This window comes from Agathobaculum sp. NTUH-O15-33, from assembly GCF_033193315.1.
GTDB classification, from domain to species: Bacteria; Bacillota; Clostridia; order Oscillospirales; family Butyricicoccaceae; genus Agathobaculum; species Agathobaculum faecihominis_A.
Genome location: NZ_CP136187.1, coordinates 1215980 through 1231233, shown reverse-complemented (window position 1 = coordinate 1231233; position 15254 = coordinate 1215980). Strand labels below are relative to the sequence as shown.

Below are 15254 nucleotides of genomic sequence, written 5' to 3'. Positions count from 1 at the left end.
TTAAAATCATACCATTTTTAACGGGCGCTGTATAGTATTTTTCACGACTTTTCCTCATTTTGTGGGCAGGGTTACAAAAGGGCGGCGCCCGCATGTCGCAGGCGCCGCCGCTTGGTTTTGCGCTTTCTTATTCCGCCGTGGCCGCCTTCCAGCAGGCGTGCAGGCGGCTCCAAATCTCGCAATCGCTCAGGGCCGCGCTGTCCCGGCGGATGCGCAGCATGGGCCTATTTGCGTTCGTATAGCTCAGTTCCAGATCGGCCTCGAACGAGCCGCCGAACAGGTCGGCAAAGCGCACCTCGGGCGCGACCGCGCCCCGGTAGCCGACAACGCGGATAAACGCCTTTTCCTGATGGCGGGCCAGCGCAAGCAGCTGGCCGATCACCTCGCCGTGGCTGCGGTCGTCCGCGATGGCGACGAACGCCGTGCCCTCGGCGCGCGCGATCAGCCGGCAATCCGGCCACCGGTCGCCCATGCGGCGCATGACGGTCTGGCCGAACCGGCCCTCGCCTTCCCCGTCCCACAGGAGCAGGGCCACGCTCATACCTTCGAGCAGGGCCGAGATCGCCTCGCCCATCACTTCCGCCGCGCACGCGCTGTTTTCGCGCGAGGAAAGCACGTACTCCGCTTGGTTCTCCGCGTCGATCGTGCGCCAAAGGCGCCAGCCCTCGCGCGAATCCGTGCGGATCGCGACAGCGGTTTCCTTTTGCAACGCTTGTTTCATATATCACACATTCCTTTGAAGCGACTTTATCACTGTTGTTTGACACGATTATTGTCCATATCGCTTGTTCTTGGGATACATTTTAACATGCGCCCGCGCGGCGTTGCAATGGCGTTTGGCCAGATTTGGTAAGTTTGCCCCGGGTTTTTCAAATGTTTTCCGTATATTGCCGCGTTTTTTGTGCACTAGTTGCAGTTTTCTTCCGGCGCGCGCGGACGGATTTAGTCAGTATTATTTTGCCAGCCGTCGATTTTTGGTGAATTTTGCGCGGTGAAACCGGTTTCACGCAGGCTTAACGTACCACATATAGAAATACCATCATGTAATGGCACACGCTGCCCGCGATCACAAAAAGGTGGAACAGTTCGTGAAAGCCCAATATTTCTCCCAGATTGGGCTTTTTCATGATATAAATGACGCCGCCGATCGTGTAGGACACGCCCCCCGCCGCGAGCAGCGCGATGGCGGGCGCGGGCATGGCCAGCACCACGCGGAAATCAAACGCGATCGCCCAGCCGAGCAGCAGATACAGCACCGTGCCGATCAGGCGCGGCGCGTCGATCCACAGCAGCTTGATCGCGATACCGGCCAGCGCGATGGCCCAGATCGCGCCGATGAACACATAGCTCTGGGGCCGGTCCATATAGCGCAGGATGATGGGGGTGTAGCTGCCCGCGATCAGCACATAGATCATGCTGTGATCGAGCTTTTTCAGGCGCTTGAGCGCGGCGGCCCCCCGCGTCCAGTAGTGGTACACGCTGCTGGCCGAGTAAAGCGCGATTAGCGACAGGCAAAAAACGACCGCGGCCGCGGCCATTTGCCCGGTGACGGAATAGTCAAACAGCAGCCGGAGCAGCATGACCAACAGCCCGCCGACCGACAGCACCGCCCCTACGAAATGCGAATAGCTGGAGAACGGCTCCCTTGCTTTTAAAAATGCGCGCGGCATGAAAATCCCTCCCAAGGAACTAATGTGGTTTTTAAAACTACTTCTTATCTTCTATAATACTACTTTCTCAAAAAAATACAAGACCTGATTTGTAAATTCATTATGCCACGCTGTAAAAAAAATACACCCGCGAGTTTCACGGGTGTATGGAAGTTTCAAAAAAAGTTCAGCTCGTGATGTTGACCGTCTGCGTTTCCGCGTCCCAATCGACAAGGAAACCGCAAAGGTCGCCAAGGCTACGCAGCTTATAGAACGAGTTGCCGCCGATATTGAACGCGGCGGTCATGTACGAAATGCCGTCCACAACGGTGGGCTCGGTCACGGAAGCCACGGTCTTGCTCTCCGGCGGGAGCACGGCGTTTTCCGAGCCGAGGGGCGTGTAGGCCGTGAAGGAGGTCAGCTCGACCCGGCCCGCCGCCGCGTTCCACTGTACGTCGAACCCGGCCGCCGAACCGGCGAGCAGCGCGGCCACGTCGCGCACGCGCACATAGTTGCTGCCGCCGATCATATACGCGGGCAGGCTGGCGGGCACGCCGTTGACCGATACCTTGCTCAGCGCGGGCACGGCGATTTCGCTCTGCCGCAGCAGCGCGGAAACCGGCTGCTCCATCGTGATGCGGTAGCGCGGCAGGCGGTGCAGGCCGGTGGCGATATTGGCAACGCCGGGGTTGGTCAGCGTGCTCACCGAAACGCCCATTTCGTCCAGCAGCTGCTGCATGTAGCTGTCGTACGCGCCGAAGGGATAGGAAAAATAGTTCACCTTCTGCTGTCCGGTGTGCTGGGTGATCATCGCGATCGCCATGTTGAGGTCCGCGCCCACGCGAGCGTGGTACCCGCTTTGCGATTCGCCGGAAAGGCGCTGTACGCCGTCGATCCCGTTGGGCGAGGAATTGCCCTTATACTGCGGGTTGTGCAGGTTATATGTATGCGAGCCGATCTCGACGATGCCGCTCTGCGCCATTTCGTAGATTTCTTCCCACGTCAGGGCGTGCCGGTCCGCCAAGGCGGCGTTTTCCGTCTGCATGTTGTACGCGATCACCGCGATGGCGGCCTTCATGCCGGTCTGCTGCAAAACGGGGTAAGCGATGGTGTAGCCCGAGCGGTAGCCGTCGTCGAACGTGATCATGATCGGCTTTTCCGGCATTTCGCGCACGCCGTTTTTGATATCGATCAGATCGGAAGGCAGCAGCGCGGTATAGCCGAATTGCTGCAAATACTCCATATCCATGCGGAAGCGTTCGCCGGTGATGGTCATGCTGTTGGTTTTAGCCGGGTCCTCGGTCAGGTCGTGATACATTAATATAGGCAGTTTGGTATCCGCCGCCTCGCAGGTGCCGAACGACACGAGCATCGTACAGCAGATTACCGCGCAGCTGATCAGCTTTAGCCACTTTGCTTTCATTGATTTTCCAGTCCCCTTTTTAGATATGCCGCCCCCTGTGCCGGGGCGGGCCGCGTTTCCATATGCTTACCAGTATACCACGGGAAGGCTTCGATGTCCACCCGCTTGCGCGGAGAGAAACAATCGTTTATAATGGAAAAGAAAACGAGGTGAAGGGTAATGACCGAGCTGAAACAGCTTTTGAACGCCGTCTTTTCCGACCGCGACATCGCCCCGGAGGACGTGCCGCGGCTCGACCTTTATATGGATCAGGTGCTCGCCCTGTTCGACGAGGGGCTTTCCGCGTCGCTGCGCGCGCCGTCGGACAAGCCGCTGACCAAGACCATGGTGCACAACTATTCCAAAGAAGGGCTTTTAACGCCCGTGAAGGGCAAAAAATATTCCCGCCAGCAGATCATGCAGCTGCTTTGCATCTACCATCTCAAGCAAACGCTGCTGCTGAGCGACGTGAAGGCGCTGACCGGCCGGGACGACGTGGATTTTGAAGCCTGCTACGCCCGGCTGCTCCGCAGCAAGGAAGAAATGCGGGAAAAAGCGCCCCCGGCGCTGACCGAATGCCTGCCCGCCGGGCTGGACGACCCGAACGAGCGCCTTGTCGCCTGCCTGACGCTGGCCGCGCTTTCCGACTACCTGCGCCGCCTGTGCGAACAGCTGATCGACGGCGCGAACGCATAACAAAAAACGGGAGGAACAAAACCGACATGTCGATCGAAAAAGCAAAGGACTATTTAAAGCGGTTCGGCGCGGCCGACCGCGCCATTGAATTTCCCACCTCCTCGGCCACGGTGGAGCTTGCGGCCGAGGCCGCCGACTGCGAACCCGCGCGCATTGCCAAAACGCTTTCCTTCCGCGTGGGCGAAGGGTGCGTTTTGATCGTCGCCGCGGGCGACGCGAAGGTGGACAACCCCAAGTACAAGGCCCGGTTCGGCTGCAAGGCCAAGATGCTCGCGGCGGACGAGGTCGAACCCGAGATCGGCCACGGCGTCGGCGGCGTGTGCCCCTTCGGCGTGAACGACGGCGTGGCCGTTTACCTCGATGAGTCGCTCCGCCGGTTCGATACCGTCTTCCCCGCCTGCGGCTCCGCCAACTCGGCCATCGAGCTGTCCATCGGCGAGTTAGAGACCTTCTCGGCCAGCGCCGGGTGGATCGACGTGTGCAAGGGCTGGCAGTAGGATGAAGGTCTCGCTCGCCCAATTCGGCGCTTTGCCGGAGAAAGCGCTGAACCTTCGCCGCATTTCGGCCTTTGCGGAGGAAGCCGCGAAAAACGGCGCTTCCATGCTGTTTTTGCCGGAATACAGTATGTTTTATGCAAAAGTGAACCAGCGTTCTCTATTTCAGCAAGCGGCGGAGCCGCTGGACGGCCCCTTTGCCGCGGCGCTCTCCCGCCTGTGCCGGGCAAACGGCCTATGGCTCGCCTGCGGCCTGTTTGAGGACGCGCCGGACGGCGGCGCGCCCTATAACACGACCGTGGTTTTCGACGATACCGGCAAGCGGCGCGGAGCCTACCGCAAGCAAAAGTTGTTCGACCAAGGTCCGCAGCCCGAATCCGCCGCGCTGCGCGCGGGCGGGCAGCCGTTCGAGCCGATCGAAACGCCGCCCGGCAGGCTGGGCGTGCTCACCTGCTACGAATTGCGCTTTCCCGCCCTCGCGGCGGAGCAGAAAGCGCGCGGCGCGGAACTGCTTTTCGTGCCCGCCGGCTGGATGGCGGGCGCACACAAGGCCCTGCAATGGCGCACGCTGCTCGCCGCCCGCGCGATCGAGACCGGGCTGCCCACGCTGGGCGTGGACCAATTCGCGCGCGGCCTGTTCACCGGCTGCACCGCGGCGTTCGCGCCGAGCGGCGAACCGCTGGGCGCGCTGACAGAGGGCGAAGCCCTACTCACCATAACGCTATGAAAGAAAGGGACCTCGTTATGCAATTTGACCCCACCCTGTACCTGATCACCGACAGCACCTACCATACGGCGGATTCGCTGCTCGCCACGGTGGACGAAGCCCTTGCGGGCGGCGCAACGCTCGTGCAGCTGCGCGAAAAGGACGCGGGCGGCCGCGCCTATCTGGCGCTTGCCGAGCGCGTCAAGGCCGTGACCGACCGGTACGGCGTTCCCCTGATTATCGACGACCGGGCCGACGTCGCCCTTGCCTGCGACGCGGCGGGCGTGCATGTCGGCGCGGAGGATCTCCCGGTCGAAGCGGTGCGGCGGCTGCTCGGGCCGGACAAGATCGTCGGCGCGACGGCGAAAACCATAGAAGCCGCGGTTTCCGCCTACGCGCAGGGCGCGGATTACCTTGGCACCGGCGCGGTCTACCCGACGACGACGCACGTGACCACCAAGATCACGCCCGTGGAAACGCTGAACGCCATTTGCCGCGCCGTGCCCATCCCGGTCATTGCGATCGGCGGGCTGACGGCTGACAACATGGGCGTGCTCGCAAACAGCCCGATCGCGGGCGTGGCGGTTGTTTCCGCCGTCATGAAGGCCGAGGACCCGCGTCAGGCCGCCGAAACGCTGCGCGACGGCGTGCTGCGTATGCGAAAGGAGGATATGCATGGGTGAACTGTCAAAGCTGCCGAATATCGGCAAGGATACCGAACAGCAGCTGATCGAGGCGGGCGTGCCCGATTACGCCACGCTGGCCGAGCTGGGCGCGAAGGAAGCGTGGCTGCGCTTACAGCAGCGGGACGCTTCCGCGTGCATCAACCGCCTGCTGGGGCTGGAGGGCGCGATTCGCGGCGTTAAGAAGGCCGACCTGCCGCCCGAAACCAAGGAAGACCTCCGCGCCTTTTATCAGGCGCATAAATTGTAAAAAAAGCCTGTTGCGTAATAAAAATACTCGATTGTCATTCTGAACGAAGTGAAGAATCTCGCGCGAATGCGCGGAATATGCGTGAGAACTCGCGCGTTCGCGCGAGATTCTTCGTCGCTTTGCTCCTCAGAATGACAAACTTTTGAGTATTCTTTATTACGCAACAGGCCTTTTATTTTTGGTTACGACGTGTGATCCATTTCCAGCGGATAATCGTACACCTCGTGCCCGCTTTGCAGCGCCTCGCCCTCGACGGTGAGCAGCACATTGTCCACCCCGCGCGCCTGAATGAACGAGTTGACCAGCGCGTAGACCAGCATGGTCTCGCCCGCCGTGCCGGAAGAGCGCACCGCGTTGCCGTACACCGCGTTCATATCGAGCTTCAGCGTCGTCGCGCCGCCCTCCTTGACGGTCTCGCTGCCAAGCGCTTCGCAGCCCTCGGGCAGGCCGCCCACGGACACCAGCGCGTCCACCAGCGCCTGATCGGAATCGTCCGCCGCTTCCGCGCCGACCGGCGTGAGCACCTCGGACTGTTCATCCGGCACGTAAACGACGACCGAAACGGTTTTGCCCGGCTTGTCGTTCTGCCCCGGCTGCGGCTCCACCGTGCCCGGCCCCGGCTGATCCGGCGGCTGCGGCTGCCCGTTCCCACGGACGGCAAAGTATATGCCCACGCAAGCCGCGACGGCCACGATAACAGCAAGCACGATGATCCAAGTACGTTTTTTCATAAGAAAACGCCTCCTCTCCTGTTATTCTATTCTACCATATTAGACGGTATCAATACAAGTCCGGTTCCCCTACTTGACTTCGCGCGGCGGCTCGCGTATGATAAAGCCACAGCAAAGCTATGATCGGCCAAACGAGAAGGAGGCAATTTATGAATTACGAAATCAAGGGCGGCGTGTTCCCGGTCGTGGTCTGCCAGCTGGCGGACGGCGAGCAGATGATCACCGAAAAAGGCTCGATGGTCTGGATGACCCCCAATATGGCGATGGAGACCCGCGGCGGCGGCCTTGGCAAAATGTTTTCCAAGGCGTTTTCCGGCGAAAGCATGTTCCAGAACATATACACCGCGAAAGGCGCGGGCATGATCGCGTTCGGTTCCAGCTTTCCCGGCAAGATCCTGCCGCTCACCATCACGCCCGGTCACGATATGATCTTGCAGAAAAACGCCTTTCTCGCTTCCGAAACGAGCGTGGAGCTTTCCATCCATTTCAATAAAAAGCTGGGCGCGGGCTTCTTCGGCGGCGAAGGCTTCATCATGCAGCGCCTTTCCGGCTCGGGCACGGCCTTTGCCGAGATCGACGGCGAGCTGGTCGAATACGAGCTGGCCGCCGGCCAGCAGCTCGTGGTGGACACCGGCAACGTGGCCGGCTTTGAAAACGGCGTGTCGATCGATATCCAGCAGGTGCCGGGCCTGAAAAACAAGCTGCTCGGCGGCGAAGGGCTGTTCAACACCGTGCTGACCGGCCCGGGCAAGGTCTGGCTGCAAACCATGCCGATCTCCGGCGTGGCCGCCGCCATCCGCCCGTTCATCCCGACGGGCAACGGCTAACGCCGCGCGGCGCATGACCTTCGCACTTTTTTCTTCCATCAAACACAGGAGCGGCGCGCGCCGCTCCTGTGTTTTTTAATTATGCGCGGGGACGCAATACCGGATGTCTGAAACGCTGTGAACGGCGGCTTCGCGCGCGGCCGCTCCTTTTTCAGCCCAGTACCCATCGAAATTGTAGGGCGCGACGCCCTCGGCGCGCCGAGAGCGAAGCACCGGGATAAGTGAGAGCATCAAACAGGCTGGTACGGCCGAGCGAAGGGACATGGTTTCTCATGAAGTGTTACGTCCCTTCGAGCACGGCGCGCCGAGGGCGTCGCGCCCTACTAGCAGTGCTACGTCCCTTCGAGACGGCGCGCCGAGGGCGGCGCGCCCTACATTTTTTGTGCTTGCGATACCTTTTACCTTATCTGAATGACATTGCGCGCGGCCGCTCCTATCGCATTTGTCCTACGCATCCCCGCGCGCCGGGGCGATGGTCAGGCCGAGCACCTTGGTGATCTGCGCGCCCGGGTTTTTTTGTCGCGTGCGGCACGGCGCCCGGCACGCGGCGCGCTTCGCCCGCGCGGATCGTGATCGTTTCGCCGCCGCACCGCACGGCCAGTTCGCCCTCGATCACATAAAACAAATGATCGGTTTCGTGGGTGTGCGCGGGCTCCGGCCCGCCGCCGACCGGCTCAATATAGGCGACCGAGCCGTCCAGCAGCAGCCCCTGCTCGCCGAACAGGCGCGCCGCGTGAAAGCCGAAGTGGTTCGGCGGGGTGATGAATTTCTGTTCCATCTCAGTTCGCCTCGCGGACGGCGGCCTTCATCTCGCGCACATACCGCGCGACGGGTTCCACACAGTCCGCCCCGTACCGCGCGCACAGCTTCACGATCGCCGAGCCGACGATCGCGCCGTCCGACTGGGCGGCCATTTTTTTTGCCTGCGCCGGGGTGGAAATGCCAAAGCCGACCGCGCAGGGAATGTCCTTTTCCTCCTTGACCAGCCGCACCATCGCGCCGATATCGGTCGTGATGGCCGCGCGCTCGCCGGTTACGCCCAGCGAGGACACGCAGTAGACAAAGCCGTCGGCCTCTCTTGCGATGCGGCGCGCGCGCTCGTGCGAGGTCGGCGCGATCAGCGAGACCAGATCAAGGCCGTATCTCTTGCACAGCGGGCTAAACTCCTCCTTTTCCTCAAAGGGCAGGTCGGGCAGGATCAGGCCGTCCATGCCGATCTCGGCGGCGGTGCGGATGAACCGCTCCGCGCCATAGGAGAAAACAACGTTCGCATAGGTCATGAACACCATCGGCGTTTCTATCTTTTGACGGATGCGGCGCGCCATGTCGAAAATCTGATCCGTCGTCACGCCGCCCGCGAGCGCCCGCACGTTCGCCGCCTGAATGACCGGGCCTTCCGCCGTGGGATCGGAAAACGGGATGCCCAGCTCGATCAGATCGGCCCCCGCCTCCGCCATGGCGTATACGAGCCGCTCGGTCGTTTCGAGTGACGGGTCGCCGCAGGTGACAAAGGGAATGAACGCCTTGCCGTTTGCAAAGGCGGCTTTTATGTTACTCATGCAGATCCTCCCCGCGATACCGCGCGATCGCGGCCACGTCCTTATCGCCGCGGCCGGACAGGTTGATAACAATGATTTGGTCGCGGCCCATCGTGGGCGCGAGCTTCATCGCGTGCGCGACCGCGTGCGCCGATTCGATGGCCGGGATCACGCCCTCCGTGCGGGACAGGTACTCGAACGCCTGCACCGCTTCGTCGTCCGTCACGGCGACGTACTCGGCGCGGCCGGTATCGTGCAAATGCGCGTGCTCCGGGCCGATGCCCGGATAGTCCAGCCCCGCCGAAATGGAGTAGACCGGCGCGATCTGGCCGTATTCGTCCTGACAAAAATAGCTTTTCATGCCGTGGAAAATGCCGAGCCGCCCGGTCGCGATGGTCGCGGCGGTTTCGGCGGTGCTCACCCCGCGTCCGGCCGCTTCGCAGCCGATCAGGCGCACGTTCTTATCCCCGATAAAGTGATAGAACGCGCCGATCGCGTTCGAGCCGCCGCCCACGCAGGCCAGCACCGCGTCCGGCAGGCGGCCTTCCCGCTCCATGCACTGCTCGCGGATCTCCTTGGAGATAACGGCCTGAAAATCGCGCACCATGGTCGGGAACGGGTGCGGCCCCATGCAGGAGCCGAGCACGTAATGCGTATCCTCGATGCGTGAGGTCCACTCGCGCATGGTTTCGGACACCGCGTCCTTCAAGGTGGCCGTTCCCGCGTCCACCGGGTGCACCGCGGCCCCCAGCAGCCGCATGCGGTACACGTTCAGCGCCTGCCGCTCGGTGTCCTCGCGGCCCATGAACACCTCGCATTCCAGCCCCATCAGCGCGGCGGCGGTGGCGGTGGCCACGCCGTGCTGACCCGCGCCGGTCTCCGCGATCACGCGGGTCTTGCCCATCTTTTTGGCGAGCAACACCTGCCCCAGCACGTTGTTGATCTTGTGCGCGCCCGTGTGGTTCAAATCCTCGCGCTTGAGGTATATCTTCGCGCCGCCGAGTTTTTCCGTCATGTGCGCGGCGTAATACAGGCGCGAGGGGCGGCCCGCGTAGTTGTTCAACAGGTCTGTCAGCTCCCGGTTAAAAGCCGGGTCGTTTTTATAATGGTCATACGCCTGTTCCAGCTCGATGACCGCGTTCATCAGCGTTTCGGGGATATACTGTCCGCCGTGCGCGCCGAAGCGTCCTTTACTCATGGTCTTCCACTCCTTACTCGTTCCGCGACGGCGCGCATTTTCGCGGGGTCCTTCACGCCGTTTGTTTCAATGCCGCTCGACAGGTCGAGCGCGTACGCGCCCGTTTGCAGCGCCTGTTCCAAATTCTCCGCGCGCAGCCCGCCCGCGAGAAAATAGGGCTTCGGGATATCGCCGATCAGCGACCAATCGAACGCTTTGCCGCTGCCCCCGTAGGCGTGGCCCACATAAGTATCGAGCAGCAGGTAATCGACCGGCAGCGCAAGCGCCCTTTCGATATCCGCGCGCGTTTTCACGCGCACCGCCTTGATGAGCGGCACGTCGGTCAAGCGGCGCAGGCGTTCAATCACGCGCGCGTCCTCGTCGCCGTGCAGCTGGGCAAACGCTATGATCCCCTCGCCCGCGAGCGCGGCAATGTGTTCCGGCGTGTCGTTTACAAACACGCCCACCGCCTGTATCGCCGGGTCCAGCCGCGCTTTGAAACGCGCCGCGTCCAAATCGGACACGCGGCGGCGGCTTTCCGCGAACACAAAGCCGATGTAATCCGGCCCGGTCTCGTTCGCCGCCTCGATATCGGCCTCGCGCGTCAGGCCGCAGAATTTCAGCTTCATCGCACCGCCTCTTTCAGGCCTTGCAGCGCGCCCTCCTTATCGAGCGCGCGCATCAGGTATTCGCCCACGAGCAGCGCGTCCGCCCCGGCCCGGCGCAGCGCCGCCGCGTCCTCGGGCGAGGCCACGCCGCTTTCCGCCACGAACACCGTGCCCGCCGGGGCCATGCCGCGCAGCCGGGCCGCGTTGGTCAGATCGACTGAAAAATCCTTTAAATTGCGGTTGTTCACGCCGATCACCCGCGCGCCCGCCCGCACGGCGGAGGATAGCTCCCGCTCGTCGTGCGCTTCGACCAGCGCGGAAAGGCCCAGACCGTCGCACACGGCGAGGTAGCGCCGCAGCGTTTCGGTATCCAGCAGCGCGCAAATGAGCAGCACCGCGTCCGCACCCATGCACTTGGCTTCGTAGATCTGGTATTCGTCCACCGTAAAATCCTTGCGCAGCAGCGGCAGGTCGACCGCCAAGCGGATCGCGCGGAAAATATCGTTTGATCCCAAAAACCACTTAGGCTCGGTCAGCACGGAAACGCAGTCCGCGCCCGCGTCCTCGTACAGCATGGCGGTGGCGAGGTAGTCGAACTGCTCGTCGATCACGCCCTTGGAGGGCGAAGCCTTCTTGACCTCGCAGATAAAGGAAGTGTTCTTCCCGGAAAGCGCCTTTTCAAAGCGGAAATCGCCCTTCGGCAGGGCCTTCGCTTTGGCCATGATCTCCGCAAGAGATACCGCTTTCTTCGCTTCGGCCACGCGCTCCTGCGCGTGGCGCGCCAGTTCGTCTAAGATCACGCGGACACCTCCTGCGTCGCCCGAATGAATTGTTCGAGCTTTTGGTACGCCTTGCCGCTGTCGATCAGCTCGGCGGCCCGCGCGATCCCGTCGGTCAGCTCGTAGCCGTCAATGCCGAGGTACAGGGCGATGCCCGCGTTGAGCAATATTTCCTCCCGCTTCGCGCCCCGCTCCTTGCCGGAAAGAACGTTTCGCGTGATAACCGCGTTTTCCGCGGGCAGGCCGCCGCGCAGATCATCCACCGTGCAGTTTTGAAGGCCCAGATCGCCGGGCCGGAACGAATACGGCGAAAGCTTGCCGAAGCGAATTTCGCACACGTGGTTCTCGCCCAAAAGGCTCGCCTCGTCCATACCGCCGCCGCATACGACCATGCCGCGCGTCACGCCCAGATTGGAAAGCACCTGCGCCATCGGCAATACAAGCTTTTCATCGTACACGCCGAGCAGCTGCATGGTCGCGCGCGCCGGGTTGGACAGCGGGCCGAGCACGTTGAAGAGCGTGCGCTCGCGCATGCCCTTGCGCACCGGGGCGACGTTTTTCATCGATTTGTGGTAGCCCTGCGCGAACAGAAAGCAGATGCCGGTCTCCGCGAGCACCCGCTCGTTCTGCGCCGGGCTGAGATCGAGCGCCACGCCGAGCGTTTCCAGCACGTCCGCCGCGCCCGACTTGGACGAAACCGAGCGGTTGCCGTGCTTGGCGACCGGCACGCCGCCCGCCGCCGCGACAAAGGCCGCCGTGGTCGAGATATTGAACGAGCCGACCTCGTCCCCGCCGGTGCCGACGATATCCATCACCGCACCCTTGGGCTCGATGTGCGCGCCCTTTTCTCGCATGACCTCGGCGCAGGCCGTGATCTCGGTGATCGTTTCGCCCTTCATGCGCAGGGCGGTCAGCAGGGTCGCCATCTCGATCTCGGTGGCGGTGCCCTCCATCATTTGTTCCATGGCCGCGCGGGCCGTCGCATAATCCAGATCGTGGCCGTTGATGGCCTCGTGTATCGCTTGCTGCATCATCACTGTATTGCCTCCTCAACTGACATGGTAAGAAAGTTTCTCATAATCGTATCGCCCAGCGGCGTCAAAATCGATTCCGGGTGAAACTGCACGCCGTAAACCGGCTGTTCGCGGTGCCGAACGGCCATGATCTCGCCGTTTGTATCGCGCGCCAAAACGGTAAGGATTTCCGGTATGCTTTCCGGCTTTGCCACCAGCGAGTGATAGCGCGCCACCTCAAGCCCGCGCGGCAGGCCGTGGAAAAGCGGGTCCGCCGCGTCGACCTCGATCGTGCTTTTTTTGCCGTGCATCAGCTGCTTCGCGTGCACGATCTCCGCGCCGAACACTTCGCAAATGGCCTGATGGCCCAAACACACGCCCAAGATCGGGATGCGGCCGCCAAGCTTTCGCACCGCCCGCTCGCACACGCCCGCGTCCTTCGGATAGCCCGGGCCGGGCGAAAGCAGAATGTGCGAGGGGTTCATCTCCTCGATCTCCTCCTCCGTCACCGCGTCGTTTCGCACCACGCGGATATCCGGCTTAATCGCCGCCGCCTGCTGGTACAGGTTATAGGAAAAGGAATCGTAATTATCGATCAGCAGTATCATCCGTCGTCCACCTCCGATGCGCGCTCCAGCGCGTCCATGACCGCGCGCGCCTTGTTCGCGCTTTCCTGATATTCGCTTGCGGGCACGGAATCCGCGACGATGCCGCCGCCCGCCTGCACCGTAACCAAGCCGTTCTTTTTGGCCGCCATGCGAATGGCGATGCAGGTATCCATATTGCCCGTGAAATCCAGATAGCCCAGCGCGCCGCCGTACACGCCGCGCGGCGCGGGCTCCAATTCCTCAATGATCTCGCACGCCCGGATCTTGGGCGCGCCGGACAGCGTGCCCGCGGGCAGCACCGCCTCGATGGCCGAAAGCGCGTCGCGGTCCGCGCGGATGTCGCCCTCCACCTGCGAGCAGATGTGCATGATCTTGGAGTAGCGGTGCACCATCATGTATTCGGTCACATCGACCGTGCCGACCTTCGATACGCGGCCCAGATCGTTCCGCCCCAGATCGACCAGCATGTTGTGCTCGGAAAGCTCCTTTTCATCGCGAAGCAGCTCGGCTTCGAGCGCCTTGTCCTCGGCTTCCGTCGCGCCGCGCGGGCGGGAGCCCGCCACGGGGAAGGTCGTCAGCCGTCCGTCCTGCAAGCGCACCAGCGTTTCGGGCGAGGAGCACATGATCTCATCCCCATCGATCGAAAGAAACACCATGTAGGGCGAGGGGTTGGTCGTGCGCAGCACGCGGTAGGCGGAAAGCAGGCTGCCCGCGTACGGGGCCGTGAACTGCCGCGACTGCACGGCCTGAAAAATGTCGCCGTCAAAGATATGCTCGCGCGTCCGGTTTACGATCTGCGCGTACGCCTCCTCGGTCAGGTTGCAGGTGAACCGCGGCTTTTCCGCCGCGCGCGCCGCGGGCAGCGGCGTTTGGTCGCCCACCAGCGCGGCCATGCTTTCCAGCTCGGCGCAGACCTTGCCGTAGTTTTCCAGCACGTTGTCGGTCTTCATGTTGGCGATCAGCACGATCTTTTGCTTCAAATGGTCGTACGCAATCACCTTGTCGAACAGCAGCAGATCGAAATCGTCCCAATCGCCGCGCCCCACCGTAAGCGTCGGTTCGGCGTAGCCGATCATCGCGTAGGCGAAGTAGCCGACGAAGCCGCCCGTGAAAGGGGGCAGGCCCTCGATCCGGGGCGAACGGTACTGATCCAGCGTTTCGCGCAGCACATCCAGCGGTTTATCCGTCTCCACCGTGCGGTTTTGCGCGCCTTCCAGCGTGACCACGCCGCTTTTGCACCGGGCGCGCAGCACCGGGTCGTAGCCCAAAAAGGAGTAACGCGCCCATTTTTCGCCGCCCTCCACGCTTTCAAGCAGGAAAAACCGGTTTGATTTTTGTTGCAGCCGCCGCAAAAGGGCGATCGGCGTCGCAACGTCGGCGTAAACCTCGCGCGAGACCGGAATGGTCGTATACTCCTTTGCCAGCGCTAAAATCGCGTCTGCGTTTGGCGTTATCATGCGTTATCCCTCCAAAAATGGCAATAAAAAAAGCCTTCGTCCTCATGGTGCAAAATTGCATCATGGGACAAAAGCCGAAACTTCTGCGGTACCACCCAAATTGACGTTATAAAAAACGCCCGCTCTACAGACGCGCCGACACGCGCCCTCCCATGGTAACGGCGGGAACCCCGTCAGCGCCTACTCCCCGAAGAAACAACGGGTTTGGGGCTGCCCTCACAGGTCCATTCGGAACGTCCTTCACGGCTGCCCTCGCACCAAACGGGCGGCTCTCTGAAACGCGCGGTTTCGTTCTTACTTACTCCTGCTCTGCGGTTTTGCTTTGTTCTGTTTCACAGTATATGCCCGGCGTGATAATTTGTCAAGCGCAAATTTGATATTTTTTTGCAGCGGGTTCCGCGCGCCGCCGCCGGGCCCCGCGCCGCGCCCGCCTTCATTCGTCCTGCTGCTTGCCCTTTTTGCGGCGGCGCACGGCCTCCGTCAGCAGAAATTCGATCTGCCCGTTGACCGAGCGGAACTCATCCTCGGCCCAACGGGCGATCTCGTCGTACAGCGAGGCGGAAAGCCGCAGCGGCACCTGTTTTTTTGCTTTTTCCTTGTCCGCCACGGCGTTTCACCCCTTTCTTTAAAACCTGC

Annotated in this window: 19 protein-coding genes and 1 other annotated feature; of the genes, 6 read left to right on the top strand and 13 right to left on the bottom strand. The window is 62.0% G+C overall.

Annotation, left to right across the window (positions count from 1 at the left end):
- Positions 1-127 precede the first annotated feature (127 nt).
- From RWV98_RS06420 to RWV98_RS06410, 3 genes are all read right to left on the bottom strand, one after another.
- A complete protein-coding gene (locus RWV98_RS06420) occupies positions 128-721 on the bottom strand; it encodes a hypothetical protein (RefSeq protein WP_280961040.1) in 594 nt (197 codons plus the stop codon).
- A gap of 292 nt (positions 722-1013) precedes the next feature.
- Complete coding sequence (gene trhA / locus RWV98_RS06415) at positions 1014-1670, bottom strand: PAQR family membrane homeostasis protein TrhA (protein ID WP_317864604.1); 657 nt, start codon at positions 1668-1670, stop codon at positions 1014-1016.
- A gap of 166 nt (positions 1671-1836) precedes the next feature.
- Positions 1837-3072: a polysaccharide deacetylase family protein gene (locus RWV98_RS06410; protein WP_317864602.1), complete on the bottom strand. Its 1236-nt coding sequence runs from the start codon at positions 3070-3072 to the stop codon at positions 1837-1839.
- 159 nt (positions 3073-3231) lie between these two features.
- Between RWV98_RS06410 and RWV98_RS06405 the strand changes: the two genes are divergently transcribed.
- From RWV98_RS06405 to RWV98_RS06385, 5 genes are read left to right on the top strand one after another with little or no spacing between them, the layout of a single operon-like run.
- Complete coding sequence (locus RWV98_RS06405) at positions 3232-3747, top strand: DUF1836 domain-containing protein (RefSeq protein WP_317864600.1); 516 nt, start codon at positions 3232-3234, stop codon at positions 3745-3747.
- 26 nt (positions 3748-3773) lie between these two features.
- Entirely contained in the window at positions 3774-4244 is a 471-nt protein-coding gene (locus RWV98_RS06400; protein WP_317864598.1) for a YbaK/EbsC family protein, read from the top strand.
- Between the two features lies 1 nt (position 4245).
- On the top strand, positions 4246-4968 hold the full coding sequence (locus RWV98_RS06395; protein WP_317864596.1) for a nitrilase-related carbon-nitrogen hydrolase: 723 nt from the start codon (positions 4246-4248) through the stop codon (positions 4966-4968).
- Between the two features lie 17 nt (positions 4969-4985).
- The gene (gene thiE, locus RWV98_RS06390; protein ID WP_442872107.1) at positions 4986-5630 is read left to right on the top strand and encodes a thiamine phosphate synthase; all 645 of its coding nucleotides are present in this window, start codon (positions 4986-4988) and stop codon (positions 5628-5630) included.
- On the top strand, positions 5623-5880 hold the full coding sequence (locus RWV98_RS06385; protein ID WP_317864593.1) for a TfoX/Sxy family protein: 258 nt from the start codon (positions 5623-5625) through the stop codon (positions 5878-5880). The genes thiE and RWV98_RS06385 overlap by 8 nt, the downstream gene beginning before the upstream one ends.
- Before the next feature lie 182 nt (positions 5881-6062).
- Here RWV98_RS06385 and RWV98_RS06380 read toward each other — a convergent pair whose 3' ends face one another.
- Positions 6063-6611, bottom strand: a complete 549-nt coding sequence (locus RWV98_RS06380) for a GerMN domain-containing protein (protein WP_317864591.1) — start codon at positions 6609-6611, stop codon at positions 6063-6065.
- Between the two features lie 149 nt (positions 6612-6760).
- On the opposite strand from RWV98_RS06380, the gene RWV98_RS06375 reads away from it, so the two are divergent.
- Positions 6761-7438: a TIGR00266 family protein gene (locus tag RWV98_RS06375; RefSeq protein ID WP_317864590.1), complete on the top strand. Its 678-nt coding sequence runs from the start codon at positions 6761-6763 to the stop codon at positions 7436-7438.
- A gap of 433 nt (positions 7439-7871) precedes the next feature.
- Here the strand turns inward: RWV98_RS06375 and RWV98_RS06370 are convergent, their stop codons facing one another.
- The 9 genes from RWV98_RS06370 to RWV98_RS06330 all read right to left on the bottom strand — a co-directional run bounded on the left by RWV98_RS06370 (position 7872) and on the right by RWV98_RS06330 (position 15225).
- Entirely contained in the window at positions 7872-8216 is a 345-nt protein-coding gene (locus RWV98_RS06370) for a cupin domain-containing protein (RefSeq protein ID WP_317864588.1), read from the bottom strand.
- A 1-nt stretch (position 8217) separates the two neighbouring features.
- Positions 8218-8997 (bottom strand): tryptophan synthase subunit alpha, encoded by a 780-nt coding sequence (trpA, locus tag RWV98_RS06365; RefSeq protein ID WP_317864587.1) that lies wholly within the window; start codon positions 8995-8997, stop codon positions 8218-8220.
- A complete protein-coding gene (gene trpB / locus RWV98_RS06360; RefSeq protein ID WP_317864585.1) occupies positions 8990-10174 on the bottom strand; it encodes a tryptophan synthase subunit beta in 1185 nt (394 codons plus the stop codon). The genes trpA and trpB overlap by 8 nt, the downstream gene beginning before the upstream one ends.
- The gene (locus tag RWV98_RS06355; protein ID WP_317864583.1) at positions 10171-10782 is read right to left on the bottom strand and encodes a phosphoribosylanthranilate isomerase; all 612 of its coding nucleotides are present in this window, start codon (positions 10780-10782) and stop codon (positions 10171-10173) included. Before RWV98_RS06355 ends, trpB begins: the two co-directional genes overlap by 4 nt.
- On the bottom strand, positions 10779-11561 hold the full coding sequence (trpC, locus tag RWV98_RS06350; protein ID WP_317864581.1) for an indole-3-glycerol phosphate synthase TrpC: 783 nt from the start codon (positions 11559-11561) through the stop codon (positions 10779-10781). The genes RWV98_RS06355 and trpC overlap by 4 nt, the downstream gene beginning before the upstream one ends.
- Positions 11558-12574 (bottom strand): anthranilate phosphoribosyltransferase, encoded by a 1017-nt coding sequence (gene trpD, locus RWV98_RS06345; RefSeq protein ID WP_317865709.1) that lies wholly within the window; start codon positions 12572-12574, stop codon positions 11558-11560. Before trpD ends, trpC begins: the two co-directional genes overlap by 4 nt.
- A complete protein-coding gene (locus RWV98_RS06340) occupies positions 12574-13161 on the bottom strand; it encodes an anthranilate synthase component II (RefSeq protein WP_317864579.1) in 588 nt (195 codons plus the stop codon). The genes trpD and RWV98_RS06340 overlap by 1 nt, the downstream gene beginning before the upstream one ends.
- Positions 13158-14618 carry an anthranilate synthase component I family protein gene (locus RWV98_RS06335; RefSeq protein ID WP_317864577.1) on the bottom strand — a complete coding sequence of 487 codons (1461 nt, stop codon included), beginning with the start codon at positions 14616-14618 and terminating at the stop codon, positions 13158-13160. The genes RWV98_RS06340 and RWV98_RS06335 overlap by 4 nt, the downstream gene beginning before the upstream one ends.
- A gap of 60 nt (positions 14619-14678) precedes the next feature.
- Positions 14679-14939, bottom strand: a binding site (T-box leader).
- A 112-nt stretch (positions 14940-15051) separates the two neighbouring features.
- Positions 15052-15225: a TA system antitoxin ParD family protein gene (locus RWV98_RS06330; protein ID WP_280961023.1), complete on the bottom strand. Its 174-nt coding sequence runs from the start codon at positions 15223-15225 to the stop codon at positions 15052-15054.
- Positions 15226-15254 lie beyond the last annotated feature (29 nt).

Coding starts and splice junctions, on each gene's coding strand:
- RWV98_RS06420 (WP_280961040.1), bottom strand. CDS start 721: ATGAAACAAGCGTTGCAAAAGGAAACCGCTGTCGCGATCCGCACGGAT.
- trhA (WP_317864604.1), bottom strand. CDS start 1,670: ATGCCGCGCGCATTTTTAAAAGCAAGGGAGCCGTTCTCCAGCTATTCG.
- RWV98_RS06410 (WP_317864602.1), bottom strand. CDS start 3,072: ATGAAAGCAAAGTGGCTAAAGCTGATCAGCTGCGCGGTAATCTGCTGT.
- RWV98_RS06405 (WP_317864600.1), top strand. CDS start 3,232: ATGACCGAGCTGAAACAGCTTTTGAACGCCGTCTTTTCCGACCGCGAC.
- RWV98_RS06400 (WP_317864598.1), top strand. CDS start 3,774: ATGTCGATCGAAAAAGCAAAGGACTATTTAAAGCGGTTCGGCGCGGCC.
- RWV98_RS06395 (WP_317864596.1), top strand. CDS start 4,246: ATGAAGGTCTCGCTCGCCCAATTCGGCGCTTTGCCGGAGAAAGCGCTG.
- thiE (WP_442872107.1), top strand. CDS start 4,986: ATGCAATTTGACCCCACCCTGTACCTGATCACCGACAGCACCTACCAT.
- RWV98_RS06385 (WP_317864593.1), top strand. CDS start 5,623: ATGGGTGAACTGTCAAAGCTGCCGAATATCGGCAAGGATACCGAACAG.
- RWV98_RS06380 (WP_317864591.1), bottom strand. CDS start 6,611: ATGAAAAAACGTACTTGGATCATCGTGCTTGCTGTTATCGTGGCCGTC.
- RWV98_RS06375 (WP_317864590.1), top strand. CDS start 6,761: ATGAATTACGAAATCAAGGGCGGCGTGTTCCCGGTCGTGGTCTGCCAG.
- RWV98_RS06370 (WP_317864588.1), bottom strand. CDS start 8,216: ATGGAACAGAAATTCATCACCCCGCCGAACCACTTCGGCTTTCACGCG.
- trpA (WP_317864587.1), bottom strand. CDS start 8,997: ATGAGTAACATAAAAGCCGCCTTTGCAAACGGCAAGGCGTTCATTCCC.
- trpB (WP_317864585.1), bottom strand. CDS start 10,174: ATGAGTAAAGGACGCTTCGGCGCGCACGGCGGACAGTATATCCCCGAA.
- RWV98_RS06355 (WP_317864583.1), bottom strand. CDS start 10,782: ATGAAGCTGAAATTCTGCGGCCTGACGCGCGAGGCCGATATCGAGGCG.
- trpD (WP_317865709.1), bottom strand. CDS start 12,574: ATGATGCAGCAAGCGATACACGAGGCCATCAACGGCCACGATCTGGAT.
- RWV98_RS06340 (WP_317864579.1), bottom strand. CDS start 13,161: ATGATACTGCTGATCGATAATTACGATTCCTTTTCCTATAACCTGTAC.
- RWV98_RS06335 (WP_317864577.1), bottom strand. CDS start 14,618: ATGATAACGCCAAACGCAGACGCGATTTTAGCGCTGGCAAAGGAGTAT.